The sequence below is a fragment of the Paenibacillus sp. FSL R7-0210 genome (assembly GCF_038009085.1).
Lineage (GTDB): Bacteria > Bacillota > Bacilli > Paenibacillales > Paenibacillaceae > Paenibacillus_AQ > Paenibacillus_AQ silagei.
Genome location: NZ_JBBPAR010000002.1, coordinates 1 through 25,199, shown reverse-complemented (window position 1 = coordinate 25,199; position 25,199 = coordinate 1). Strand labels below are relative to the sequence as shown.

Here is a 25,199-nt window from a genome sequence, read left to right as displayed (position 1 = left end):
GAGTCAAGCTTAACACATCCCGGGGAGGTACAGAAAGCCCCCAGCCTGCGGATATCCGTAAGCTGGAGGCTTCCATGTGCATAATCCTGTTATTTTTTCAAATGATAAGGGACGGTAGTGATAATTACATTGCGCCGGTACAGCAGATGCGCGCGGATCAGCAGGCTCGATTGGTTATGCAGAATGTTATGCCAGCCCTTCTTCGGTATGAATTGAGGGACAATGACGGTCACCTGATAATTCGACTCGCTGGCCTTGCGCTGAACCGTATCAATGAACTTGGTCAATGGATGAATGATGCTGCGGTAAGGTGAATACAGCGTTACCAGCCGTACTTCAGGATGGAATTTCTTCCACTTCTCTTCGAAAATAGCGTCATCCTCCCGCTCGAACGGGATGTGGACGGCGATAATCTGCTGCGCACTCAGCGACTTGGCATACCGCAAGGAATTCTCCACCACATGGGTAATCCCTGCTACCGGCAGGATGATGATATTCCCTTCAATCGCAAGCGGCGGCTCCCCGCAGGTGGCTACCCGCAATTGATCGGCGACCGATTCATAATGCTTGTAGATGCGGTAGAAGAACAGGATAATCAGCGGCAGGAAGACCAGGACCGGCCAGACCTGCGTGAATTTGGTCAGGAAGAACATCATTGTGACAATGAAGCTGATCAGCGCCCCGATTGCATTGATGATCAGCTTAGGCAGCCAGCCCTCTGGCTTGTGCCGGAGCCATTTGACGATCATGCCTGTCTGCGACAGGGTGAACGGGATGAAGACCCCGACTGCATACAGCGGAATGAGATGCTCCGTCCGCCCCTCAAAGGCAATGATCAGGATAATCGACAAGATGCCCAGGCTGAGAATTCCGTTCGAGTACCCCAGACGGTCTCCACGCACAGTGAACATCCGGGGAATGAATTTATCCTTCGCCAGATTCACAGCCAGCAGCGGAAATGCGGAATATCCGGTGTTCGCCGCCAGAACCAGAATTAAGGCTGTCGTTCCCTGCACGACATAATACATGAAGTTGCGGCCAAAGACATGCTCGGCAATATCGGACACCACCGTAACCTGTTCACGCGGAGCAATGCCGTAATAATACGCCAGGAACACGATGCCTGAGAATAACAGCGCGAGCAGAATTCCCATCGCCGCTAAGGTTTTAGCTGCATTATTCGGTGCCGGTGCCTTGAAATTGGGGATCGCATTTGATATGGCCTCCACCCCAGTCAGCGCCGAGCTGCCTGAGGAGAACGCCCGCAGCAGCAGGAACAGGCTGATTCCGGCCACCGGTGTTCCCAGTGAGGTGTGAAGCTCCGCCGGTACTCTTCCGGTCAGCACATTGAACAGGCCCAGCCCGATCATAATGAACATCGCCAGTACGAACAGATAGACCGGGTACGCAAGGAAAGAGGCCGACTCGGTAACCCCGCGCAGATTCAGTGTCGTGATCAGCAGGACGAAGATGATGGCAATTATCACATTATAAGGATGCAGGCTCGGAAAAGCTGAAGTGATCGCATCCGTTCCCGCAGAGACACTGACCGCTACGGTAAGTATATAATCGACGAGCAAGGAGCCCCCGGCAATCAGACCCGGATATTTACCCAGATTCTCCTTGGATACAACATAAGCTCCGCCGCCCTGGGGATAGGCGAAGATGATCTGCCTATAGGAGAGTATCAGGGCCAGCAGCAGCACCAGTACCCCGCCTGCAATCGGAATGGAATACCAGAATGCGGCTGTACTAACCGTGATCAGCACCAGCAGAATCTGCTCCGGGCCATAGGCCACAGAGGACAAAGCATCCGAGGACAGTATGGCTAGGGCCTTGGTTTTGTTAAGCTTCTGTTCTCCCAGCTGATCGGACTTCAGCGGCCGTCCGATCAGGAACCTTTTTACCGAAGACATCATCATCACTCACCGACTTTTTTATTGTTATATTACCCCTGGTGCACGAATAAAATCTGGACCTTTAATTGGATACAGACACTATTTTTGCTGTCGTTCGATACTACATTAATTCTTTTATCACCATCTGTATATATGCAGATATCCTAGACAAACCCCAAACCATGAATAACAAATGATATTCGCCGAAAGACACAGCAAAAGGGACCAAGCAGGCTTTCCGCTTCGTCCCGTTTGCTTATTTCAGCTTTTTTTGCTATATTCAGCCATTTTCAGGATGTCTCACAGCCAGTCCTGTGTAAGCAGCGTCCGCAGCAGCTCCACCTGCTCCCTGCCGATCCGTGCCGTGATTTCGGCTTCAATATTTTGCTTGATCTCCAGCATACTCCGGCAAGCCGCTGTCCCCTTCGCAGTGAGCACGATAGGCTTGTCCCGGCTATTCCCTTCCTTAGCAGGAGTATCCACGTAACCCTCAGCCAGCAGATTGTTGATCGTCTTTTGCGTCCCCTGGCGGGAAATGCTGATCAGCCTGCTGATCTCCGAAATGGACAGAACGCCGTGCTGCTCCAGCATCGCCAGAATATGCGTCTCTGTCTTATTCAGCGGCTCGCCGCTCATCTGGTTTACCTTGTCGCGCAGAACCTTGTGCTTCTCGCTGATCATATCGACCAGATTCAACCCGCTCATATATTCCTTCATTTACAAGACCTCCATTATAGAAATGCAGTTCCGTCTAACCGAGAATTACTGTCGCTCCAATTGTCAACTAGGTTGACAATGATCCATCCCACTGCTACTATAAGTGAAGTTTGACAAACTTACATTTAAGGGAGTTAGGAAACATGGGCAGTAACAAAAAGGAAGCTTTAATTTTCACCAGTATGATGTGTTTTTGCATGGTCGTCTTTATGTCTTTTTACAATGTGATTATAGCGAACGGATTCAACAGCAGACTGCTCACGGATGTGGCTGTGGGCTTGCTCCCGGCACTTGCCGTTGCCCTGTTCTGCGATATTGTGGTGGTTGGCAGAATTGCCAAAGGGCTGGCCTTCAAAATAGTGAAGCCGTCCGCACCCCAGATCCGCAAAGTGCTGACGATCTCTTGCTTCATGGTCTGCGGCATGGTCATTCTCATGTCTCTATACGGCACACTAGCACACTTCGGATTCGGGGACAACTTCTTCCGTCATTACTTCTCCATCCTGGGGCTTAATTTCATATGCGCCCTGCCGCTCCAGCTGCTGGTGGCCGGTCCGCTGACCCGCTTCCTGTTCAGCCGGATGTTTCCGGTCCGTACGGCAGCACCAGGCGTCTAAGGCTGGCTGAAACCAGTCCGCCGCTTTTACTCGAATACGGGCATGGCCTCCAGCCATGGCTGCGGTGTTCCCGCCACCATACCAAAAAGGGTGCTCAGCAAGCCATGACCTCATGGCTTGCTGAGCACCCTTGTCCGGGATTATTCTATTGATTATTTATTCCATGAAAGACAGGCGCCCGCCCTGGAGCCGTACACTGCCGCCCTTAGCATAGAAGCTTAGGCCCGAGCAGATGCCTCCAGGGAAGACCAGGCTGGTGATGGCGGCAAGGCCGTCATTGGCGAATACCTCCACCGAACAGGCATCCAGCAGGATACGCAGGCTCTTCAGGCTGCCGATTCCCCCGGTACTCTGGAGATCGGGAAATATTTCTGAGAAGCCGGTCTCGCCGGACTGATCTCTGTGCAGGGTTAGAGTGTCTTCAGCAGCAGAGTAAATGAGTTCAGTATACTCAGTAGCTGTATGATGAATAATAAGACCGAATTCTTCCGCTTCATTGTCCGCAAGCGTAAGCCGCAGCTCCAGAGCTGAATCCTTGCACTTGATATCCTGGCGCTCGCCCGGTATCAGCAGCATCTCCGGCAATGCCGCAGACTCTGCCGCGAAGTTACGATCCAGCTCTGCTACCGGCTGCTGGCGGATCAACATCCGGCCGTCTGCCGCATCATGGAGCGTCAGTACCCGCGGAATCGTCATCGCTCCGCGCCAGCCCTGGCTTGGAACCTGATTGGCATACCGCCAGTTGCTCATCCAGCCGATGAAGATCCGCCGCCCGTCCGCAGCCGGAATGTCGGAGAAGCTGACCCCTGCGTAATTGTCTTTGCCATAATCCAGCCAGCGGATGTCGCTGTGCTCCGGTGTGAAGACGGAGCCGTCGAAGCCACCGACGAAATATTGCGTCCGCGAGCCGTATCTCGCCCCGCTGTTATCACCGATGCTGACCAGCAGCACCCACTTGCTGTCTCCTGTCCCTTCCACCGGGAGCTCGAAGAGATCCGGGCATTCCCATACGGCATCATGAGAGCCTGCACCCTCACCGAATTCACTCTCCAGGCTCCACTCCCGCAGATTCGGGGAGGAGTAGAACGTGATCGTCTGATCGGTCGCCAGCACCATCATCCATTTCCCGTGAGCTTCGGACCAGAACACCTTCGGATCACGGAAGTCGGGCTTGGAAGGATGCGCCAGCACCGGGTTACCTGCATACTTGCTCCAGGTCCGGCCGTTGTCATGGCTGTAAGCAAGGCTCTGTCTCTGCACAGAAGGCGACGTCTCCGTCGGCTCCTGATGACTGGTATAGATGGCAACGATACCCGGCTTCTCCGGGAACAGCCCGCTGGTATTATTCCAGTCAACAACTGCGCTGCCGGAGAACGCATAGCCGTGATCATCCGGGTACAGCGCAATGTCCAGCTCCTCCCAGTTAATCAGATCCTTACTGACGGCATGACCCCAGTGCATCGGCCCCCAGATGGAGGAATGCGGATGATACTGATAGAACAAATGATATTCCCCTTCGTAATAAACCAGTCCATTTGGATCATTCAGCCAATGCTGCTCCGGCGTAAAATGCAGCGCCGGCCTGTGTTTGGTTCTCCCGATAATTTCCACTCCATTACCACCTTTATCTATTTATAAGTTCATCATGTTCCGCAGCTAGTGCAGTCTCAGCCTTTGTTCTTGAGATAGCTGTCATATCCTCTTTGCTTGATCTCCAGCCATTTGTCCAGCCCGAGTCTGGACAGCTCTGCCTGGTAATCCTTCCATTCCTCTTCCACTTTACCGGTCTTGGTCCATTCCGCGCGCTTGCGGTTCACATAAGCGAACAGGTCCGTCTCAATGGCGGTCAATTCCTTCTGATCCTCCAGGGAGTAGAAGACACGCGGGAAGTTGTTATCGGCCTTCATATAAGGCACCAGCTTCTCCTTCATGAGGTCCAGCCGCCAAGCAGCATCATCCGGCTTGGTAGTCACCTTACCGTAGTATTCATCCAGGATCGCCAGCGGACCGCCGATGCTGGTTTTCTGGCGCAATTCAACCGGAGCCGCGCCTTCCAGCGGCAGATGCTTCAGCATTTTGGCCGATTCATCGTATTCAAAAATATTCTGCTGCGTCTCATCCCCATACGTTCCCCAGTTGTCCTCAACCGACTGCTGCGGCTCATAGAGCTGGTCAATCCACTTGGCGGTAAGCTCCAGATTCTTGTTTGAACCGGTAATAACCATCCGTCCACGGTCAAAACCGAAGTTGTTCGTACGGGCTACATTGACCTCTCCGTCCGGTCCGGCAAGCGGCTGCATCAGATCATATTTATCGTTGAACCCGGTAATATTGGCTTTATCCCACTGGAAATAGAGACCGTAGCGCCCGCTCTGCCCTTTAGCCAGATAGGTGTTGTAATCCTGTTCAAACGCCTCTTCGTCGATCAGATCCAGCTGGTACAGCTCGTTCAGATACTTAATGCCCTCTTTATATCCGTCCTGGCCTGCGGTGAAGACCACTTTGCCGTCATTGGTAACCACCGTGTGATCGCCGTTATCCCCGAGACCGAACGAGCCGAACAGGAAGTTCATATCCTCATTGCCGTTATTCAGCACAAAAGACAGCGGGATCTCATCCTTCTGACCGTTCCCGTTCGGATCATCATTCTTGAAGGCAACCAGCACCTTCTTCAGCTCCTCCGTCGTAGTTGGCATAGCGAGTCCCAGCTTCTTCAGCCATTCCATATTGATCCACGGCATCCCGTTGACCGAATGAATGCTCTCCTTGCCGGAGCCCAGCTCCTCTATCCATGGAAAAGCATAGATATGCCCGTCCTGCGCAGTCATCATCGATTTGTACTCCGGCGCGGCGGCCAGCACCTTCTGCAGATTCGGCATGTATTTCTCGATCAGCTCCTCCAGCGGCACAATCGTTCCGTCCTTGCCCAGGGTCAGCAGATCATAATCCGAATACGCGGCATCGATGATTGCATCCGGCAGGTCTCCGCTGGCTACAGCCAGATTTCTTTTCTCAATAAAAGCGTCGTTCGTGTAGTTGGTAAAATCGATGTGGACCCCGGACTTCTCCTCCAGCCGCTTGTAGATCAGCTTCTCGTTCGGATCGGCAGGCGCCAGCGCTGAGCTCTGGGACATGAAGTGCAGCGATACCTTCTCTTTAAGAGGCAGCGTCACATTCTCCAGCTTGTAATCCTCCGAAGCCGAGGAATTGCCGCCCCCTCCGCCGCAGCCCGCAAGCACGGAAGCCGAGAGTGCCAGCACAGACAAGGTTTGCAATGTTTTTTTCATATGAGATTCCCCCTAATATTATTTAATGGAGCCGACCATGGCACCCTTCTCGAAGTATTTCTGGAAGAACGGATACATCACGATAAGCGGCAGACTGGAGATAACAATGGCAGAATATTTGATCATTTCGGACAATTTCTTAAGCTCCGCCTGGGCCAGGGCATCGGCAATCATGCCGGGCTGCACCTGATTCTGAATCAGGATCGAACGCAGCACCAGCTGCAGCGGGAACAGCCGGGAATCGTCCAGATAAATCATGGCATCGAAGTAGGAGTTCCACTGCCCCACGAAGGCATACAAGGCCAGCACGAAGATAATCGGTTTGGACAGCGGCAATACGATCCGGAAAAATATGCCCAGATCAGACGCCCCGTCGATACTCGCCGCCTGAAACAGCTCCTTGGGCAGGCCCTGGAAATAGGTCTTCGCCAGAATAATATTGAACACGCTGATCGCTCCGGGCAGGATCACCGCCCACACCGTATTCAGCATCCCCAGATCCTTAACGACCAGATAGGTCGGAATCAGGCCGCCGCCGAAGAACATCGTAATCAGGAAGAAGATCATGACCGGCCGCTTCCCGGCCAGCCCCTCAATGGACAGCGGATACGCCGCGAAGACGGAGAAGAATACTGTAGCCAGCGCGAAGGCGGCAGAGTAGAACAAAGCGTTGAAGAAGCCGCGGATCATCGCGTCGTTGCTGAGAATTTTGACGTAGCCTGTAATGGTCCAGTCCGACGGCGCAATGGCCAGCCCCTTGGTAATGAGCACATTCGGTGTTAAGAAGGAGGCCAGCACGACATACACCAGCGGAAACAGAATGACCAGGATGAACAAACCAAGCAATATATACGTGATAACAACAAGAATCCGGTCCTTCCCGGAATATTGAATATCCATACTTACCTCCTTTTAATACAGCCCTTCCCCTTCGTTCAGCCGCTTGACGACCGTATTGACGAAGACCAGCAGGATTACGTTAATGACGGAATTGAATAATCCGATCGCGGTGGAATAGGCATAATCGCCGGCCTGCAGACCCACCTTGTAGACATAGGTCGCAATGATCTCCGAGGTCGGGGTATTGAGCGCCGTCTGCATCAGGAAGGCCTTCTCATAGCCGATGGACATGATGCCGCCTGCGGCAAGGATGAACAGCACGGCCATCACCGGCTTCAGCGCGGGCAGATCGATATGGCGGATGCGCTTCAGCAGGGAGGCACCGTCAATCGTCGCCGCATCATGAAGCTGCGGATCTACACCGGCCAGCGTGGCTACATAGATAATTGAGGACCAGCCTGCCGTCTGCCAGATGCCTGACAGAATATATACGGTACGGAAGTAAGCGGGATCACTCATGAAGGACACCGGCTTACCTGTAAAAGTAGTAATGAGCGCGTTCACCACACCTGTCGGCGACAGAAAGACAAACAGCATCCCTGCGACAACCACAACCGAGATAAAATTAGGTGCATACACAATCAGCTGGATGTTCTTCTTCAGCTTCGCGCTGCGGATCAGATTCAGCATAAGCGCCAGCACAATCGGCACCGGAAAACCCAGAATCAGCCCGTAGGCGCTTAATTTAAGCGTATTCATTAGAATATCGTAGAAATTCGGCGAGGAGAGGAACCGCTCGAAATGCTCGAAGCCCACCCATGCGCTGCCCAGGATGCCTCTGCGCGGGCTGAAATCCTTGAAGGCAATAATAGCGCCGTACATTGGAACGTATTTGAATATAACGGTAAGAATTACAGCCGGAGCCAAGAATAAATACAGGATATAATTCCGGCGCAGATAGCTTAGAATTGATTTGCGTGATTTGAGTTCAGTACCCCTTTGTTGAACCATCGGATTTGCCAATTTTCCCCCTCCTTACAGTGCGGCTGTGCTAATGCTGCTGCGCAGCAGGGCCGCTGCTAGCTTGCCATTCACATGGCATAGGTCCGCCCGGATCTGTCTATCCTCCTGACGGTTAGGTTACCCACCTCCGGTCTAACTATTAATTTACATTTAACAAAATGAATAGGTTTTCAAATTTACATTTGAACATGTTTTGCCTTTACAATTTATCAGAGATCGTGATTATAAGTCAATACATTTTGCACAAAAAATAATTAAAACCGTGCATTATACAGTGCAAATGTAACATTAACATAGATATAAGCACTTAACGGTGTCTTTAATTTTTGAATTGTAAAATTAATTTGTGCATTTGTAAAATTACGTTGTCAATTTTGAGTAAATGCTATATATTAGGTAGCAGAGGTTACTAATACGGGGAAACAAAGGTGGAACACAGTGATGAAGAAAGCAAAGGTCACCATTCAAGACATTGCAGATGCGCTAGGCATCTCCAGAAATACGGCCTCCAAAGCCCTGAACGGTGCAGAGAGCATTCCTCCCGAGACCCGGGAGAAGGTCATCAACAAGGCCGTCGAGCTCAAATATAAACAATTCTCCTATCTGGAAGCAGCAGGCAGCGCCTCTGAGAATCAGGGCAATATCGCCCTTTTGACCAGCAATCTCCCCAACAGCTCCCACTTCGGTTCCCAGCTGCTCAGCGGACTGGAGAAGCGTATCAGTACCGAAGGCTATACCTTGTCCATTTATTTTGTCCGGGAGAACGATATTAACGGTATGACTCTGCCCGGCAATTTCGAGCCCGCGAATGTGGACGGCATCATTTGTATTGAAATGTTCAGTAAAGAATACAGCGGGCTGGTTACCGCGCTCGGCATTCCAACGATCTTCATTGACTGCGCGTCCGATATTATTTATCCGGAGCTGAAGGCAGATCTGATGCTCATGGAGAATGAGCACAGTGTATGTTCCATGACCCGCAAGCTGATGGATCAGGGAGTGCAGAGCTTCGGTTTTGTAGGCGATTACAACCACTGCCGCAGCTTCAATGAACGCTGGATCGGCTTCAATCGGGCACTCTCTGCGGCCGGTATCCCGCTCAATCCCGAATTATGCATTGTGGGTCAGGACCGGGACTACATGCTGGAGGCGGACTGGATGGATCAGCAGCTGGACGCCCTTGACGAGTGGCCCTCCGCCTTCATCTGCGCCAATGACTTCATCGCAATCCGTGTCATGAAGTCACTTAAGAACAGAGGAATCAAGGTGCCGGAGCAGGTTGCGGTCTGCGGCTTCGACGATGCCTCGGAATCCCGGATCATCGAACCCCATCTGACGACGGTACATATTTACAGCGGTCATATGGGGATTGTCTCTGCCGAAATGCTGCTCTCCCGGATCAAGGACCCTGCCAAGCCTTATCAGGTGACACATGTCGCTACAGACGTTGTATTCAGAGACTCTACCCCCGCTCTTAGCTAAGTCCAACCCATTCTGCCTGGAGGTTATTTCACAATGAAACTACATGGTTCAGTCCTTTGTGCGGGCGAGCTGCTCATTGATTTCTTTTGCACCGATGTTGACGTCAGCCTGACTGCAGGGCGGCATTTCTCCAAGCAGGCCGGCGGAGCGCCAGCGAACGTAAGTGCAGCCATCGCCCGGCTCGGCGGCCACTCCGCCTTCCTCGGCAAAGTCGGAGCCGATCCCTTCGGCTTCTTCCTGAAGCAGACGCTGGAAGAACAGAACGTGGATACCTCGATGCTGCTGCTTGATCCCGCAAGCCCGACCACACTGGCTTTTGTCTCGCGCTCAGCGAACGGGGAACGCGATTTCGTGTTCCACCGCGGGGCAGACCAGCTGTTCAGGCTGGAAGAGCTTGACCGGGCAGCCGTCCGTGAGGCGGCCATGCTTCATTTCGGCTCGGCGACAGCGCTGCTGGCTGATCCCTTCCGCGAGGTCTATATGACGCTCATGGATGAAGCGAAGGCGAACGGACAGTTCGTCTCCTTCGATCCCAACTACCGGGGCGACCTGTGGACCGGGCGGCAGGAGGAATTCATCACGCTGTCCAGAGCCGGTATCTCCAAGGCCGATCTGGTAAAGGTCAGCGACGAGGAGCTTCAGCTGATTACAAGCGAAGCGGACCGTGATGCCGCCCTTGATATGCTGCATGAGTGGGGAGCCGGAGTAGTAGCCGTTACTCTGGGCAAAGACGGCACCCTCATCTCCTCCCCGGACTCCCGGCTGCTGATTGCGAGCATCACCGTGAAGTCCATCGATTCCACCGGTGCCGGCGATGCCTTCATCGGAGCGCTGCTCTGCCGAATCAGCCAGCTGGCCCATCCGGCGGACTTCACCCGCAGCGCGGAGCTGCAGCGGGAATTCATCACCTTCGCCAACCGGGTGGGGGCGATGGTCTGCACCAAGGTCGGAGCGATTGCCGCGCTGCCGACACTGGACGAGGTCCAGGAATTTGCCGGGTAAGCTGCGGAGCTGCTGTTAAACCAATCTTTACCTGCTGTTTTCATCACAGACAGGGGAGCATGGCACGTAATATGATAAGCACATTATCATATGGTTGAAGGAGCAGCTTTTGCATGACGATGAAACAAGAATTCGATAATCTCATGGCGTTTGCCAAGGATTTAATCAATGAGAATCTCGGCTTTTATTATGATATCAATTATGGTTATTTCCAGCCCGAGACCCATCCGATTGTGGACTTCATCCGGCTGATAGGCAGACGTATTCAGAGCCAGCTCATGCTGATGCCCGCGCTCTACGGGGAGGTCGACCAGATGGAGCGGATGTTCTCGGACAACCTGTTCTTTGATGAATGGGCCGAGGTGACGCTGGACGGACGGAGCTTCCACTTCCTGATGCGGCAGATTGACAACAGCAGCAGAATCATCAACCTGGCACGTGACCTGGTCTTCCCCTCCCCCTGGATTCCCCGCAAGCTGCGCGACAGTCTGATCCGCATCGGTGAAGGTACCCTGAACGGAAGCTGGCGGCAGGATAAGGATCATCAGGTTACCCTCTGGCTCCCTCTTGGCATCTCCTTCGTGGAAGGCTCAGGGCACCATTCCATAACGGCGGGAATCGCCAAGGGCGAAGGGGAGCTCTACCCCACCTCGGTGTATGACATCAGCCTCATCTATGATCATGTGTATACCGACGGCAGATATTACTACAGAACGCATGACCATTCGATTATCTCCGAGGTTCATTTCGTGGAATGCGCCGCTATCTTTGAGATCGGCCGGATCATGGCGGCGCAGAAGATTATTTTCTGAGAGACGACAAACCATAATTTCCTAAACAGCAAAAAAGCCGCGAACCCGCCCAAATCGGACGGTTCACGGCTTCTTTAAGTAGTCGCTCTCGGCACGAGCTGGAACCCCAGCGGCTCCTGCTCCGCCTCTTCCCCCTTCAGCTTGCCGAGAATCAGATGCAGCGCGTTCTGTGCCTGTGCGCCAATCGGATTATTAATTGAAGTGATTCCGAGCGTATGGGCCAGCTCCGTGTTGTCGAAGCCGACAATCGCCAGCTCCTCCGGTACCTTCACCTTAAGCCTGCGGGCCTCGCTCAGTATCCCTGCCGCTACCATATCATTGGCGCAGAGGATGGCATTCGGAGGCCCGCCAGCAATCAGCAGCAGCCTGCGGATCAGCTCCTCACCCTGCCGGATGGAAAAGATCCCTGTCTGCGACCATTCCTGGTTCACCTCCAGATGATATTTGCGGGCAGCATCCTGGTACGCTTGTATCCGCCCGGAGGTATTCATACTGGCCGGCCGGCCCCAAGCATTGGCAATCCGCGTATAACCCCGTCTAATCACATGCTCAAGTCCCAGCATATACCCGTCATATTGATTCATGGCGACACTCTGAATCTCGGGAAGCTCCATCCGCTGCCAGGAGACAATTGGCCCATATTTGCAATAGGAGCCCAGGAGCGCCTGATCGTTAACGCAGGTGCTGATGACCAGCGCATCGACTCTTTTGCGCCGCATATCCTCGAAGGCTTGCAGCTCTTTGGCCGGATCACCCCCGGAGGTATAGATAATCGTCTGATATCCGTGCCGGCTCGCAGTCTCCACGAAGCTGTTCAGAAAAGGCAGCATTACCTCGTTAATCCCCTCCGTTACCATCCCGATCTGCATCGTCTCTCCTGTGGACAAGGAGATGGCATTGCCGTTCGGCACATAGTCCAGCTCTTCCATGATCTTCAGGATGATCTCCCGCGTTGCCTGGCTCACATGGGGAGAACGATTCAGCACCCTCGATACTGTAGCTTTGGAGAATCCCGACAGTTTAGCGATTTGATCCAGATTCGACATGATGGCTCTCCTTACATAATTTTTCATCTTTATAATAATACTTGACATGTAACGCGTTACAACATTTAGCATTGAATTATAGGACCTATGAACAGCTTACCATATCTGAATCCATAACTAATAGAAGGCGGGATTATCTATGAACACTCCATTTCCTGAAGGCTTCCTGTGGGGCGGCGCAGTCGCTGCGAACCAATTGGAAGGCGCATACAACGAAGACGGCAAAGGCCTGTCCACTCAAGACGTAGCTCCACAAGGAATCAGGGGCCCTATCACCGAGGTGCCTACCGAGGATAATATGAAGCTGGTCGGCATCGACTTTTACCACCGGTACAAAGAAGATGTTAAGCTTTTTGCCGAAATGGGCTTCAAAGTCTTCCGTACCTCAATCGCCTGGTCGCGAATCTTCCCGAACGGCGACGAGCTGGAGCCTAATGAGCAAGGTCTGCAATTCTATGATGACCTGTTCGATGAATGTCACAAATACGGCATTGAGCCGCTGGTGACCCTCTCCCACTACGAAACTCCGCTGCACTTGTCCAAGCAGTATGACGGCTGGGTGAACCGGCAACTAGTCGGCTTCTATGAACGGTATGCCAGAACGGTATTCACCCGCTACAAGGATAAAGTGAAGTACTGGCTGACCTTCAACGAGATCAACTCCATCCTGCACGAGCCATTCATGAGCGGCGGGATCTATACACCGAAGGACAAGCTGAGCAAGCAGGATCTGTACCAGGCCATTCATCACGAACTGGTCGCAAGTGCTACAGCGGTCAAAATCGGACATGAGATCAATCCGCAGGCCCAGATCGGCTGTATGATCCTAAGCATGCCAACATATCCGCTCACGCCTAACCCGGACGATGTCATTGCGGCAATGAAGTCAGAGCATATGAATTACTTCTTCGGAGATGTGCATGCGAGAGGCGTGTACCCTGGCTATATGAAACGTTACTTCAGAGAGCACGGCATTGAGATTCACATGGAGCCTGGAGATGCGGACATTCTCAAGCATACCGTTGACTTTATCTCGTTCAGCTATTATGTGAGCATCTGCGAGACCGGAGACAGCAGCAAACGTACCCAGGAAGGCAACCTGATCGGGGGCGCACCTAATCCATACCTGAAGGCTTCCGAATGGGGTTGGCAGATTGACCCGCAGGGTCTGCGCTATGTGTTGAATATGTTCTATGACCGTTACCAGAAGCCGCTATTTATTGTGGAAAATGGACTCGGAGCCAAGGATGAGCTGATCACCGGCGAAGACGGCGTGCCAACCGTCAATGACGACTACCGGATTGAGTACCTGAATGACCATCTGGTGCAGGTGGGCGAAGCCATCGAGGACGGCGTTGAAGTCATGGGCTACACCTCTTGGGGCTGTATTGACCTGGTCAGTGCGTCAACTGCTGAACTAAGTAAACGCTACGGCTTCATCTATGTAGACCGCCACGACGACAATACCGGAACCCTGGAGCGCTACCGCAAGAAATCCTTCCACTGGTATAAGGATGTTATTGCTACCAACGGACAGAGCCTGCGGCGCTCAGGCCAATAGAATAGCCAGACAATACAGGTTGTCCCGAAAAGCCATAAAAGGCTGAATGGGACAGCCTTTTTATATTAAATTGTAGGAATGGTAGCGACAGCGGCCCATTCCGCCGTTCTTTGCCTGCCCTCCTCCCCCCAATAACTGAAGATATCAATTTCAGTTGAATAAGCCATTAACAAAAAGCTGGGAAGGAGCGGAGGGGAAATTTGGAACTGTAGGAGCGATAGCGACCGCCTTTGTATACGGATTTCAACCGCAAACAGCGGCTTGAATCAAGAAATCTGTATACAACAGCGGCCGAAAGTCCAAATGTTCACCGCAGCGACAAGTTTAAGCTTTGCGTTACCGTTACTGCCATTCCATCTCATATTCCATCTCATATTAATATCTTCAGTCAGCTCCTTTACCATTTTGAAACTAATTGCCCGAAAGGTTAGGATATACTAGCCACAGATGAATCCTAAGGAGCGTAACTGTAATGAACAAATATACCTTCGGCCTCAGCAGCCTCTTATTCTTAAGCCTGATTGCCTCCGGCTGTGGCACCATGAAGACACCGAGCGATCTGCTTCAAGCCCCGGCACAGGGGAATAGCGACGGCAATCTTACCGGAATCGTCAAATCCTTTCTACCGGCCAACGCGCATTTAACGGTTCCCATCCACTCGGAATCCGGCAGTGCGATTCAATTACAGGATCTGGACAAGGACGGGCAGGAGGAGCTTCTGGCCTTCTACAAGACAGACAAAACCGATTACGAGATCAATACCCTCCTCCTCTCACAGCAGAACGGCAAGTGGACCAAGCTGGCTAACCTTACCGGGGTAGGCAGCGAATTGAATGAAGTGTCCTTCACAGATGTTACTGGTGACGGAGCGGAGGAGCTGCTGCTCGGATACGGCGGCGGGGAGGGCTTAAGCAAAGAGCTGGCGGTCTACAGCCTAAGCGGCGGCAAGCTGACCGAGCTGCTTAAGCAGCCTTACGACCAGCTGGTCCTTGGCGACCTGACCGGAAGCGGGCATACCGATATTGCCTTGCTTCAGAGTACCTACACCACAGATAACATCCGTGAGACCCATCTCCTGTTGCTCCGGCTCAAGGACGGTACGCTGCAGACCTTATCTGACCAGAAGCTGGATGGTAATGTCATCGAAGCCCAGTTCGGCAAGGCGTCCCCTACCCGGGACGCAATCGTCATCGATGCCGCCATTGGCGCACATGCTTCCTATACTTCACTGCTAACTTGGGAAAAAGACAGGTTTACTGATATACTGGCAACAGACGATTATCAGCGTACTGCGCTCGCTGCAAGCAAGGATCTGGTGCTGTCTCCGCCAGCCGTCTCTCCTGACCTGCTTGGCAGCAGCAGTATTGCAATTAAGGACTACCCGCAGTCCAGCCTGGATGTGAATAATGACGGGATCTTGGAATTCGGCTTCCTGGTGCCGCCAGCCGGTACGGAGAGCATGGCTCCCTTGGCGACCCCATTCATCACCAAATATTATCAGTGGGACGGACAGACCGGCCTGACCTTCGTGCAGGAGCAGTTCGACCGCTGGGGCTTCAACTTCCGTATTCCCAAGTCCTGGGCGGGCCAGACCCTGCTGGAGGTTCCGGGAGAATCACCCCAGCCCTGGGAGAAGCTCCAGTTCAGCTACAAGAATACCGGGTCTGCTGTGAAGGCTCAGCTGCTGGAGCTTCGCCTGCTGACGAAGAAGGCCTGGGCTGCCGCAGAGGTCCAGCTGAAGGCTGAGAATAGAGAGTATAAGCTGCTGTATGAGCAGGGGAACTCTAACAATGACACGGAGCCTACCCTATTCGTTGCCGTAATGCCCGCAGCGGATGCCGCCAGCAAGCTGCAGGGGGCCGATCTGCAGAATTATAATCAGCTGAAGCTGACATTAGATGAAGTCGTTCAGCTGGCCGGCACACCCCAGAAGCCCCGGCAATAAGAAGGAGAGCTGTTCATGAAAGTGCTGATACTGGAAGATGAGAAGCCTATCCGTGATCTGCTGTGTATCAACCTTAAGCGGGCAGGCTTCGAGATCGCGGAGGCTTCTACCGGTGAAGAGGCGCTGCGCATTGCAAGAGAACAGAGAGATTTTGACATCGCGATTCTCGACCTGATGCTGCCCGGACTCAGCGGGTTCGAGGTGTGCACCCTTCTGCGGACACACTTCCCCCGGCTGGGAATCATTATGCTCACCGCCAAAAGCCAGGAAATCGACAAGGTCATGGGCCTGGAATCCGGCGCAGATGACTATGTGGTCAAGCCCTTCAGTCCGGTAGAGCTGGTCGCCCGGGTGCGCTCGCTCTACCGCCGGATGTATCCGGGAGAAGTGCTGCCGCAGGAGAATCTTATCGAGCTGCCGCCTTTTACACTATTGCTGGATGAACGGAAATTATTGAAGGACGGGCAGGATATCCCGCTGACCCCAACCGAGTTTATGATCGTTAAGCTGCTGATGGAACAGCCGAACAAGGCCATGAACCGGGATGATATTTTGACAGCCGTATGGGGGCAGTACTTCATGGGGGATCTTAAAATTGTAGATGTGAATATCAGCCGAATCCGCCAGAAGATCGGACAGGAGTCCTCCGGGCCGCAGTTCCTCGAGACCGTGTGGGGATTCGGATATATTTGGAGGGGCTAATTGTGCTGAAGGGAATCAGGTCCAGACTTATCGTCTATATTACCCTTGTGCTGCTCCTGATCGTGCTGCTGCTGGAGGGAGTGTTCATCGCTGCTGTCCACTATTATTATCTGGGCAGTGCGATGGAGACATTGAATACAAGGGCCACGACTTCAGCGACCTTTTTCAATAAGTATCTGGAGAGTTATAGCTTGAATGAGCGGGCGCGTTATATTCTGGAGAATCTCTCCCCTGAGGAGAGCAGTAAGGTGGAAGTGCTGAGTCCAGCTGGGCACGTGGTCATTAATTCCTTCGGCTTCTCCAGTACAGAGCAGGTGAGTACCCCTGATGTGAGAGCAGCTCTGACCAGCGGCAAAGGAAGCTTTCAGAGCATCAAGCCAGTGAACGGGGAACGAATTATGGCAGTCTCTATCGCGCTGAAGGAGTCGGGGAGCACAATCGGCTTGCTGCGGTACTCGGTCTCGGCAGAGCCTTTATATCATGTTATTATCCGGATCGCACTCAATGCAGCCGTCATCGGACTACTCGTCATTGGATTCGGCTTCATGCTCAGCCTGATTATCGCCAAACGGATCGTAGGGCCGATCCAGCAGCTGACCGGGGTCGCCAAGGAAATGGCCACCGGTAATTTTGCCGTCCGGGCAGCGAGGCGCTATGACGATGAAGTCGGCACCCTTGCGGTAACGCTGAATTATATGTCGGAGGAAATTCTCAAGAGTGAGAAGCTCAAATATGATTTCATCTCCTCCGTCACCCATGAACTGCGGACCCCGCTTACCTCCATCAAAGGCTGGGGGGAAACGCTGCTGGTCGGTGATTTATCAGATAGGCAGGAGATCCTGCAGGGGCTTGAGGTCATGACCGGGGAGACAGACCGGCTGATCGGACTGGTGGAGGATCTGCTCGACTTCTCCAAATTTCAGGCCGGAGAGATCCGCATTGTGCGCCAGCCGTATGATCTCAGAGGCCTGCTGGAGGATCTGCTGCTGCAATTCAGATACCGGGGGCAGACGAAGCAGATCCGCCTCTACGCCGACCTTCCCGATCAGCCGCTGCCGGTGGACGGTGATTTTAACCGGTTGAAGCAGGTGTTTGTCAATTTGCTGGATAATGCGTTCAAGTTCACCCCTGCGGAGGGTGAGATCCGCCTTACCGCAGTGCTCGAAGGCGAGCGCATAAGCGTCACCGTGGCTGACAACGGCGAAGGCATCGAGGCCGCGGATCTGGCGCAGCTTGGCACCAAATTCTTCAAGGGTCGCTCCCGTCAATCCGGCAGCGGCCTGGGCCTCGCCATCTGCAAAGAAATTATCGAGCTGCATGACGGGCGTCTGCGGATCGAGAGTGAGTTCACCAAAGGAACTTCGGTAATTGTTGAGCTGCCGCGTTACGAGGTGGAGCAGCACTTTGCATCACCAGTGCAGCTCTAGCTCTGTATCCCCCTGTGCTTCTATAACTCTACCCGGGCTTGTCCGCTCCCGTGCGCGATTTCCACAACTGGCTTAGTCTCTATAGAGACATTACCGGCCACGGCTCTGGAGATCATACAGGAGGCTTCAGCCTTATGTGCCAGCCGCTCTGCCATCTTCAGCTGCGCCGGTGTCGCACCAGCCTGGAGCACAATGCTAGGCTTGTGCACGATCTTTTCGTACGTGAACACATTATTCGTGACATCTACTGTCGCTTCAGACGCCAGGGTCAGCTCCTCTGGAACAATCTCCGAACGCTCCAGCATTGCGGCCAGAGTAATCAGGTAACAGGTCGCTGCTGCACCCAGCAGCATCTCATCCGGGTTCGTGCCGGTTCCCGGCCCGCCCATCTCCTGCGGAATCGATATAACCGTCCGCAGTCCGCCCGCATCAATATGCCCTTCGCTGTTCCGCCCTCCATTCCATACCGCCTTCAGGTGAAAAGGATGCTTCATCTCACTCCGTCCTTTCTTTTCTGCTTAGCTGATTTTACAGCCATCTCTACACTTCTACTGCAACTTAATCTCGTCAAAAAGCCCCGTCTGCCGATCAGGCTGATCCAGGTATTCAGTCTCATTCGCTGGACAGCTTCCGCCCAGGTACGTAGCAAAAAGCGCCTCTACCTGGGCCATAGTGACCGGCTTTGCGGAATCCTGTAATTCATATCCGAGCTGGCCGTTAGGCTCAATCGTCGCCGTTTTGACATCGCTAAGCCTGGAGATACCCTGTCCCCGCAGGCTCATCTCCAGCTCATCGACGGTTAATCTAAGCTTCCTCAGATTCTTAGGCTGAAGCTGTCCCTCCGCAATAACAATAACCGCAGGCCCCTTAATTAGCCGCTCAAAAGCATTCCACCGTACCTGCAGCCATTCCACTATAATTAACACTATGATGAATACGGCTGCTGCAACTATAGTAATCAGAATACTATGATCGGCGATCGGCTGCACAATAATCGTCCCAATTGAGATCATGGCGATCGTCGTAGGAATCGTCATCTGCGAGATCGATTTGCGGCCGGCTAGCCGCAGCACCAGCATCCCGACAATGATCAGCACCAGCGCCTTCCAGATTTCGCTCCAGATTTCATTCATCGCTCCGTCTCCTTTTGACAGTAGATAGGCTAGCTTTTGTCTTACAGGAGGCGAATATGCATATCTAGAGAATCGGAGCCCGGCACACACCCGCCGGAATCCCCAACCGGTTGTAATGCTGCTTGATGTTGACAAGCGCATGCCCGCTGAACACCTGCGCCACTATGTCCTCCAAAGGTCCAGCCTCCACCTGCTCCTTCCGCAGCAGACGCTCCACCGCGCTCTTGATCTCCAAGGGGTATAGATTCCCCGCCACACTGGAGAGGCCATTGCAAGGGCCTGAGGCGAAATTCTCCACAAGCCTCATATCCCCTGCTGCAAAAAGAATGAACCCCTCCGGATACTCCACTCCCATATGCCGCTGCAAATCGCCTGTTTCCTTGTAGCCGACAATATTCGGATGGCGCAGGATTAACGTGTACAGCGACTCCGGGGTCAGATCAAATCCGGTCCGGCCGGGATTATTATACAACGCTACGGGCTTGCTCGTATGACTAAGCAGTTCCTCCACATAAGCAACCGCCTGTTGCTGCGTAGGCCGGATATACGGGGGAAATCCGATCAGCAGCACATCCATCACTGATGTCTCCACCTCCTGCACCAGCCGGACAGCATCACGGGTTCTTATCGCGGACACGCCGAAGATCAGCTCCATCCCCGGAGAACGCTTTTGATTGAAATATTCAATAATTTCTAATCTTTCCTCAATACTCAGCGAATGCTGCTCGCCAGTACTTCCTGAGATCAGCAGGGATTCGATGCCGTTTTGCTGCTGGTAAGCCACGATAGGCGCAAATCCGTCTGTATTCAGACCCTCATCCCCATGAAAAGGCGTTGGAATCGCCACATTTAATCTTTTCATCCCCTCACCCCTTCCTTTCTTCTCTCTAATGTAACAAAAAATCCCGATGAATCAAGAGAGACTTGATCATCAGGATAAATTCAGTTCTATAGCAACACGGCTTCCCGCTTACTTAGCCTTACCGGCAGGCTCATAGATCAGACAACGCAGCTGTTTACCCGGATAGCGGAATTCCGCATTATATTTGCTGCCGTCTTCCAGCAACACATCCACGGCCACCATCCCGCGTTTATTGTTTACCTCAGTGCCTGTCAGATACGCCTTCACTATCTTTCTTTTCTCTCCCTGCTTGTCCTTTACAATCCGGGTAGCTTCCTTTACCCAGCTGTCATCCTTCTTCATGGCAGCCGCAGCTGCCGCGTCGATAGGGGTTCTTTTCATCACAGAGTTAAAAGCTGTCGTATCAACCACCACCCCGGTGTCAGGATCGATCTGCACACTATATTGCCAGTATTCCTGACCTTGTCCAAGCAGAGTAAGCGACTTATATGGTTCAGAGTGAACCGACCAAAATGAAGGTATGCCATAACCCGGTTCCACCAGCATAACATTTGTTTTCAGCTTGGAGACATCGGCATCGAACAGCTTGCGCACACTTTCAGCCGCCCGTGCCTGTACTTCAGCCTTGCTGAATTTCTGCGGTACGGCAACGGCCGGAGCAGTGATATTACGTTTGGATGCCACAAGATTAAGCCGGTAGGACCAGTCAATCATTTGCAACAGCTCTTCATCCGTCCAGGTGCGCTCCGGTTGATAATACGTATTGGTCTTTATATCGAAATACACTTCTCCCTGCCCCGCCTGTAGCGGCAATGGCTTCTGTGGCCGCACACCATCATAGACATATTGATCTTCCAGCACCCGCCTGCGGTTGATCTCCGCTTCGGTCATTTCCCGGCCTGAAGTGTTCGGATCGCCCGGTAGCTCCATATAGTCGTAGATTTGCTGGATCTGCTCCTCAGTCATCTGCTTCAGCAGCAGATCATCATTCACGGTAGATACCGGCACGGGTGCCTCCACCTTCAGCACAGGAACAACGCTTCCTGCCGGACTTGCCTTAGCACTGACCGGAGTTGCCGTACTGTACTTTGCGATGACTGCTGAGTTCGCCAGACTGGGGACAAGGAGTCCGCTGAATGCAAACATACCGCCTGAGCATAGGACAACTGCCATAGTAACAGACCACTTTTTCTTGTTCAATTGTATTACCTCCATCGGGATTCAGGATATTAACTCTATCCATAGCTTAATCCCGGGATATTATAGAGTAGAGGAGCAGTTGTTATGGAGTTGTAAAATAGCTTCACAAAGTGGATCTTAAAAAAAGCCGGATGCTCGTCCCCTCACCAGGAGCAGATAGCAGCTCAATTCTGGCCTGATGCGCTTCGGCAATCTGGCGGCATAGAGAGAGACCCAGACCTGCATGGCCATAGGCCCGCGAACGTGAAGAATCTGCACGGTAGAAAGGCTCAAATGCCCGCCTGCTCTGCTCTTCTGTCATTCCGCTCCCGCTGTCCTGTACTTCAAGCACCCCTTCTCCGTCCTGCTGATAGGCCAGCAAGCGGATTGTGCTGCCTGGCGGGGACGCAGGAATGGCATTCTCAATCAGATTCACCAGAAAAGCTGCCAGCAGATCCGCATCTCCCCATACGGCAGGAATGGTGCTATCCAGCTCCAGCCGTAATCCGTTATCTGTTACCCTCTGCTGCTCGGTCTGGGCCACTGTGTCGAACAGCGAAGCCACATCTACCTCTGCCAACACCAGCGGCTGATGCCGCAGAACGGACAGATCCAACAGCTTGAAGGCCAGATTCTTCAACCTCACCGTCTCGCTGAGAATATAGCGCCCCGCTTTGACCTGATCCTCCTGATCTATGTTAGCCGTGGTCAGCAGCTCCGCAAATCCCTGCATACTGGTTAGCGGTGTCCGCAGCTCATGAGCTAGATTATCGACCATCCGCTGTTTATCCTCAGCCATGCCTGCGAGATCGCTCATCCGCTGCTCTATCACAGTAGCCATCTTGTTAAAGTTGAAGGCCAGCTCTCCGAATTCATCCCTGCTGTTCAGCTCCACACGATTGGAATAGTCGCCTTCGGCAATCGTCTTTGTCGTCTCCGACAACAGCTTGAGTGGCTTAGTCAGATGCCGGATCAAAAGGTAGAGCAGTACCACAAGAAGCGGCCCTACAATCCAGTTAATCATCACAAAAAAACGGTTAAGCTCCTCCTGCTGAGCGTACAGCCCGCTGATATCGCGCTTGTATACCAGTTCCAAATGCTGATAGGGAGCCGGGAGCGACATCGCTAACGTCATGATATGCTCCTCCTGCACAGCGCGCTGCTCTTTCTCACCAGGATAGAGCAGCAGTCCATCATCCCGCAGCTCCAGCTCTATCCCCTGCTTACGGTAGTGTTCTCCATAGGACTTAGCCACACTGACCAGCAGTGCCGGGGTAAGAGAGACGCCTCTTGCCCGAATGGAATCCAGATTCTCATAGATATTATTCGTAATTAGCAGCTGTTCGCTGGCCGCACGTTTGCTCTCACTGGCCATGTTCAGCTGCCAGCTTTTTTTCATTACCATCACGACACTTACATCAAGTGCCGCTATAAACAGCACCAGGACAGCAAGGAGAATCTTATGCCAGAACCGCATGGCTAGACCTGAACTTCCAGCCGGTAGCCCAGCTTGAACACGGTTTTGATCCGTTCTTCCCAGCCCAGCTTTTTGCGCAGCTGCCGGATATGTACATCCACAGTACGGGTATCACCCGCATAATCATAACCCCATGCCAGCTCCAGCAGCTTCTCTCTGGAAAGAGCAATATTCCGGTTACGGATCAGCACTTCAAGCAGCTCGAATTCTCTGGCCGTCAGATCCACCAGCAGCTGATCCACCCACACCTGACGCTCCTTGAACCGGACTTCAACCCCATCACATACAAAAGCAGAGGCGGCCTGTTCTTTCCTCCGCAGCACGACATTAATCCGGGCCAGCAGCTCCAGAATCTCAAAAGGCTTAATAATATAATCATCCGCACCCAGCTCGAAGCCCCTGATCCGGTCAGAGAGTGCACCCCGGGCCGTAATCAGAATCACCGGAATCCGTAGTGGCGCAATCTGCTCCATCACCCCGAACCCGTCCAGACCGGGAAGCATGACATCCAGCAGGACGAGATCCGCCCGTTCCTTCTCCAGCAATTCCGCAACCTCTGAGCCGGTATAGGCTTTGGAATACGTATGTCCCACCAGCTTAAGATTCATCGTTATTAAATCATTAATCGCCTGTTCATCCTCAACAACAAGTATATGAGCCATCTGTCGAATATCCTCCTAACTCTGTAGCCACAGAATACCCTTTCATAGGTAACCTAATCTTAATCATACCAGATTCCAAAGCATCCATAACCTATAAGCCAAACCTGACCTTTCACACCCGCCCGTTAAAAAATCCCGACGAATCAAGAACTGCTTGATCGTCAGGACTAGTTTGTTTCATTGAACATAAGCTTCCGCTTATCTCCCCTTATCGGCAGGCTCATAAATGAGGCAACGCAACACCATACTCGGATAGCGAAATTCCGCATTATATTTGCTGCCGTCTTCTATAACACATCTACCGCAACCATTCCACGTTTGTTGTTCACCACGGTATCAGTCAGATATGCCTTTGCGATTTTCCTTTGCTCACCTTGCTTATCCTTAACAATCCGTATAGCTTCCTTGATCCAGCTAGGATCCTTTTGGACTGATTTAGCCGCAGCCTCATCAATAGGCGTTCTTATCGCTGCCAAATTAACTGCTGTCGTATCCACTACCACTCCGGTTTCTGTATCGATAATCACATGGTAATTCCATACCTCCTGTCCTTGTCCCCGCATGGTTCGCTCCTTGTAGGGAGAAAAATACACCCACCATTGGGAAGGAAAGCCATATTCCGCTTTTCTCAGATTAGTTGCCATTTGCATCTTAGACACATCGGCATCGTAGAGCTTTCGCACACTTTCAACCGCACGCATGATGAATTTAGATTCGCTGTACTTTTGAGGAAGAACAGGTTTTTCCGGAAAGCGTAGAGAGGCTGCAGACGCCTGGCGATAGTTCCAGTCTATAAGCTGCAGCAGTTCTTCATCGGTCCAAGTTCTATCTGGAACGTAGAGCGTATTGGTCTTTAGATCCAGATATAAATCTCCTTGTCCCGCCTCGAAGGGCAGGGGCTTCTGAGGCCGAAGGCCATCATACTCATACTGATCTTCCAGCACCCATTGACGCTTAGTTCGAAGGTTAAGCTCAGATTCGGTTTGATCCTGGCCGCCAACTACCGTGGGCTCAGGTGCTTTACTCAGAGAATCATAAATTTGCTCCATTAGCTCCTTGTTCATATTCTTCCGCAGGTAATCATCGACAGTAGATACTGGCACAGGTGCCGCTACTTTCAATACAGGAACTGTACTCTCCGGCAGTGTCAGTCTGAGATCATTCTGTGCTGCTGCGCTGCCTTTGGTGACAACAGCAGAGTTCACTAAGTTCGGGACGACAACAGCACTGATGGCGAATAACCCTCCTGCACATAACAGGACTGCTATAGAAGCAGACCACTTCTTCTTATTCAACCGGATAACCTCCACAGGAGTATAGTATTTTCTCTACCATTACCCTACTCTCAACATGTTATAAAGTAGAGTGACAGTTGTTATGGAGTTGTAAAAAGAGACCCTCGCCCGGAATAGAACAAACTTACCCTGCGGGTGAAGAATGCTGGTACCTCAACGCCTTCTGGTAGAATACATCCAGCCCATAGGCTATTTTCTCTCTCATCGGCCGCTTGTAAGGAGCAGCATTGTT

22 protein-coding genes are annotated in these 25,199 nt (G+C 52.5%); 8 read left to right on the top strand and 14 right to left on the bottom strand.

Features of this window, described 5'->3' with window-relative positions; all coding sequences use genetic code 11:
* Window positions 1-89: 89 nt before the first annotated feature.
* Complete coding sequence (locus MKY64_RS32940) at window positions 90-1,919, bottom strand: APC family permease (protein ID WP_209879170.1); 1,830 nt, start codon at window positions 1,917-1,919, stop codon at window positions 90-92.
* 279 nt (window positions 1,920-2,198) lie between these two features.
* A complete protein-coding gene (locus MKY64_RS32935; protein ID WP_340958291.1) occupies window positions 2,199-2,615 on the bottom strand; it encodes a MarR family winged helix-turn-helix transcriptional regulator in 417 nt (138 codons plus the stop codon).
* 143 nt (window positions 2,616-2,758) lie between these two features.
* Between MKY64_RS32935 and MKY64_RS32930 the strand changes: the two genes are divergently transcribed.
* The gene (locus MKY64_RS32930; protein WP_036732516.1) at window positions 2,759-3,232 is read left to right on the top strand and encodes a DUF2798 domain-containing protein; all 474 of its coding nucleotides are present in this window, start codon (window positions 2,759-2,761) and stop codon (window positions 3,230-3,232) included.
* A gap of 156 nt (window positions 3,233-3,388) precedes the next feature.
* On the opposite strand, the gene MKY64_RS32925 is transcribed toward MKY64_RS32930, so the two are convergent.
* From MKY64_RS32925 to MKY64_RS32910, 4 genes are read right to left on the bottom strand one after another with little or no spacing between them, the layout of a single operon-like run.
* The gene (locus MKY64_RS32925; protein WP_340958289.1) at window positions 3,389-4,843 is read right to left on the bottom strand and encodes a glycoside hydrolase family 32 protein; all 1,455 of its coding nucleotides are present in this window, start codon (window positions 4,841-4,843) and stop codon (window positions 3,389-3,391) included.
* 56 nt (window positions 4,844-4,899) lie between these two features.
* On the bottom strand, window positions 4,900-6,519 hold the full coding sequence (locus MKY64_RS32920) for an extracellular solute-binding protein (protein ID WP_340958287.1): 1,620 nt from the start codon (window positions 6,517-6,519) through the stop codon (window positions 4,900-4,902).
* Window positions 6,520-6,537: 18 nt separating this feature from the next.
* Window positions 6,538-7,419 carry a carbohydrate ABC transporter permease gene (locus MKY64_RS32915; protein ID WP_036732509.1) on the bottom strand — a complete coding sequence of 294 codons (882 nt, stop codon included), beginning with the start codon at window positions 7,417-7,419 and terminating at the stop codon, window positions 6,538-6,540.
* A gap of 12 nt (window positions 7,420-7,431) precedes the next feature.
* On the bottom strand, window positions 7,432-8,370 hold the full coding sequence (locus tag MKY64_RS32910; RefSeq protein ID WP_340958358.1) for an ABC transporter permease: 939 nt from the start codon (window positions 8,368-8,370) through the stop codon (window positions 7,432-7,434).
* A 453-nt stretch (window positions 8,371-8,823) separates the two neighbouring features.
* Between MKY64_RS32910 and MKY64_RS32905 the strand changes: the two genes are divergently transcribed.
* From MKY64_RS32905 to MKY64_RS32895, 3 genes are all read left to right on the top strand, one after another.
* Window positions 8,824-9,864, top strand: coding sequence for a LacI family DNA-binding transcriptional regulator (locus MKY64_RS32905; RefSeq protein ID WP_340958285.1), 1,041 nt, complete (start codon window positions 8,824-8,826; stop codon window positions 9,862-9,864).
* Between the two features lie 33 nt (window positions 9,865-9,897).
* Window positions 9,898-10,866: a carbohydrate kinase family protein gene (locus MKY64_RS32900; protein ID WP_340958284.1), complete on the top strand. Its 969-nt coding sequence runs from the start codon at window positions 9,898-9,900 to the stop codon at window positions 10,864-10,866.
* A 113-nt stretch (window positions 10,867-10,979) separates the two neighbouring features.
* Window positions 10,980-11,678 carry a DUF6710 family protein gene (locus MKY64_RS32895; RefSeq protein WP_051478692.1) on the top strand — a complete coding sequence of 233 codons (699 nt, stop codon included), beginning with the start codon at window positions 10,980-10,982 and terminating at the stop codon, window positions 11,676-11,678.
* 74 nt (window positions 11,679-11,752) lie between these two features.
* Here MKY64_RS32895 and MKY64_RS32890 read toward each other — a convergent pair whose 3' ends face one another.
* Window positions 11,753-12,724, bottom strand: coding sequence for a LacI family DNA-binding transcriptional regulator (locus MKY64_RS32890; RefSeq protein WP_340958282.1), 972 nt, complete (start codon window positions 12,722-12,724; stop codon window positions 11,753-11,755).
* 139 nt (window positions 12,725-12,863) lie between these two features.
* Here MKY64_RS32890 and MKY64_RS32885 point away from each other — a divergent pair, with 139 nt between their 5' ends.
* From MKY64_RS32885 to MKY64_RS32870, 4 genes are all read left to right on the top strand, one after another.
* Complete coding sequence (locus tag MKY64_RS32885; protein ID WP_339251059.1) at window positions 12,864-14,285, top strand: glycoside hydrolase family 1 protein; 1,422 nt, start codon at window positions 12,864-12,866, stop codon at window positions 14,283-14,285.
* Window positions 14,286-14,757: 472 nt separating this feature from the next.
* Window positions 14,758-16,230, top strand: a complete 1,473-nt coding sequence (locus MKY64_RS32880) for a hypothetical protein (protein WP_340958281.1) — start codon at window positions 14,758-14,760, stop codon at window positions 16,228-16,230.
* 15 nt (window positions 16,231-16,245) lie between these two features.
* Window positions 16,246-16,932: a response regulator transcription factor gene (locus tag MKY64_RS32875; protein ID WP_209879141.1), complete on the top strand. Its 687-nt coding sequence runs from the start codon at window positions 16,246-16,248 to the stop codon at window positions 16,930-16,932.
* A gap of 2 nt (window positions 16,933-16,934) precedes the next feature.
* Entirely contained in the window at window positions 16,935-18,359 is a 1,425-nt protein-coding gene (locus tag MKY64_RS32870; protein WP_340958280.1) for a sensor histidine kinase, read from the top strand.
* 20 nt (window positions 18,360-18,379) lie between these two features.
* Here MKY64_RS32870 and MKY64_RS32865 read toward each other — a convergent pair whose 3' ends face one another.
* The 7 genes from MKY64_RS32865 to MKY64_RS32835 all read right to left on the bottom strand — a co-directional run bounded on the left by MKY64_RS32865 (window position 18,380) and on the right by MKY64_RS32835 (window position 24,967).
* Window positions 18,380-18,853, bottom strand: coding sequence for an OsmC family protein (locus MKY64_RS32865; protein ID WP_036732503.1), 474 nt, complete (start codon window positions 18,851-18,853; stop codon window positions 18,380-18,382).
* 54 nt (window positions 18,854-18,907) lie between these two features.
* Window positions 18,908-19,492 carry a DUF421 domain-containing protein gene (locus tag MKY64_RS32860; protein ID WP_036732502.1) on the bottom strand — a complete coding sequence of 195 codons (585 nt, stop codon included), beginning with the start codon at window positions 19,490-19,492 and terminating at the stop codon, window positions 18,908-18,910.
* A 64-nt stretch (window positions 19,493-19,556) separates the two neighbouring features.
* The gene (locus tag MKY64_RS32855; protein ID WP_036732501.1) at window positions 19,557-20,354 is read right to left on the bottom strand and encodes a dihydrodipicolinate synthase family protein; all 798 of its coding nucleotides are present in this window, start codon (window positions 20,352-20,354) and stop codon (window positions 19,557-19,559) included.
* 108 nt (window positions 20,355-20,462) lie between these two features.
* A complete protein-coding gene (locus MKY64_RS32850) occupies window positions 20,463-21,554 on the bottom strand; it encodes a hypothetical protein (RefSeq protein ID WP_340958278.1) in 1,092 nt (363 codons plus the stop codon).
* Window positions 21,555-21,657: 103 nt separating this feature from the next.
* Entirely contained in the window at window positions 21,658-23,010 is a 1,353-nt protein-coding gene (locus MKY64_RS32845; RefSeq protein ID WP_340958276.1) for a HAMP domain-containing sensor histidine kinase, read from the bottom strand.
* A gap of 2 nt (window positions 23,011-23,012) precedes the next feature.
* On the bottom strand, window positions 23,013-23,672 hold the full coding sequence (locus tag MKY64_RS32840; protein ID WP_340958274.1) for a response regulator transcription factor: 660 nt from the start codon (window positions 23,670-23,672) through the stop codon (window positions 23,013-23,015).
* A 287-nt stretch (window positions 23,673-23,959) separates the two neighbouring features.
* Window positions 23,960-24,967 (bottom strand): hypothetical protein, encoded by a 1,008-nt coding sequence (locus MKY64_RS32835; RefSeq protein WP_340958272.1) that lies wholly within the window; start codon window positions 24,965-24,967, stop codon window positions 23,960-23,962.
* Window positions 24,968-25,199 lie beyond the last annotated feature (232 nt).

Excerpts from the sequence above, each read along its gene's own strand:
- MKY64_RS32865 (WP_036732503.1), bottom strand. The coding sequence starts at position 18,853 with ATGAAGCATCCTTTTCACCTGAAGGCGGTATGGAATGGAGGGCGGAAC.
- MKY64_RS32900 (WP_340958284.1), top strand. The coding sequence starts at position 9,898 with ATGAAACTACATGGTTCAGTCCTTTGTGCGGGCGAGCTGCTCATTGAT.
- MKY64_RS32910 (WP_340958358.1), bottom strand. The coding sequence starts at position 8,370 with ATGGTTCAACAAAGGGGTACTGAACTCAAATCACGCAAATCAATTCTA.
- MKY64_RS32920 (WP_340958287.1), bottom strand. The coding sequence starts at position 6,519 with ATGAAAAAAACATTGCAAACCTTGTCTGTGCTGGCACTCTCGGCTTCC.
- MKY64_RS32855 (WP_036732501.1), bottom strand. The coding sequence starts at position 20,354 with ATGAAAAGATTAAATGTGGCGATTCCAACGCCTTTTCATGGGGATGAG.
- MKY64_RS32875 (WP_209879141.1), top strand. The coding sequence starts at position 16,246 with ATGAAAGTGCTGATACTGGAAGATGAGAAGCCTATCCGTGATCTGCTG.
- MKY64_RS32860 (WP_036732502.1), bottom strand. The coding sequence starts at position 19,492 with ATGAATGAAATCTGGAGCGAAATCTGGAAGGCGCTGGTGCTGATCATT.
- MKY64_RS32880 (WP_340958281.1), top strand. The coding sequence starts at position 14,758 with ATGAACAAATATACCTTCGGCCTCAGCAGCCTCTTATTCTTAAGCCTG.
- MKY64_RS32915 (WP_036732509.1), bottom strand. The coding sequence starts at position 7,419 with ATGGATATTCAATATTCCGGGAAGGACCGGATTCTTGTTGTTATCACG.
- MKY64_RS32930 (WP_036732516.1), top strand. The coding sequence starts at position 2,759 with ATGGGCAGTAACAAAAAGGAAGCTTTAATTTTCACCAGTATGATGTGT.
- MKY64_RS32845 (WP_340958276.1), bottom strand. The coding sequence starts at position 23,010 with ATGCGGTTCTGGCATAAGATTCTCCTTGCTGTCCTGGTGCTGTTTATA.
- MKY64_RS32905 (WP_340958285.1), top strand. The coding sequence starts at position 8,824 with ATGAAGAAAGCAAAGGTCACCATTCAAGACATTGCAGATGCGCTAGGC.
- MKY64_RS32895 (WP_051478692.1), top strand. The coding sequence starts at position 10,980 with ATGACGATGAAACAAGAATTCGATAATCTCATGGCGTTTGCCAAGGAT.
- MKY64_RS32940 (WP_209879170.1), bottom strand. The coding sequence starts at position 1,919 with ATGATGTCTTCGGTAAAAAGGTTCCTGATCGGACGGCCGCTGAAGTCC.
- MKY64_RS32935 (WP_340958291.1), bottom strand. The coding sequence starts at position 2,615 with ATGAAGGAATATATGAGCGGGTTGAATCTGGTCGATATGATCAGCGAG.
- MKY64_RS32840 (WP_340958274.1), bottom strand. The coding sequence starts at position 23,672 with ATGGCTCATATACTTGTTGTTGAGGATGAACAGGCGATTAATGATTTA.
- MKY64_RS32885 (WP_339251059.1), top strand. The coding sequence starts at position 12,864 with ATGAACACTCCATTTCCTGAAGGCTTCCTGTGGGGCGGCGCAGTCGCT.
- MKY64_RS32890 (WP_340958282.1), bottom strand. The coding sequence starts at position 12,724 with ATGTCGAATCTGGATCAAATCGCTAAACTGTCGGGATTCTCCAAAGCT.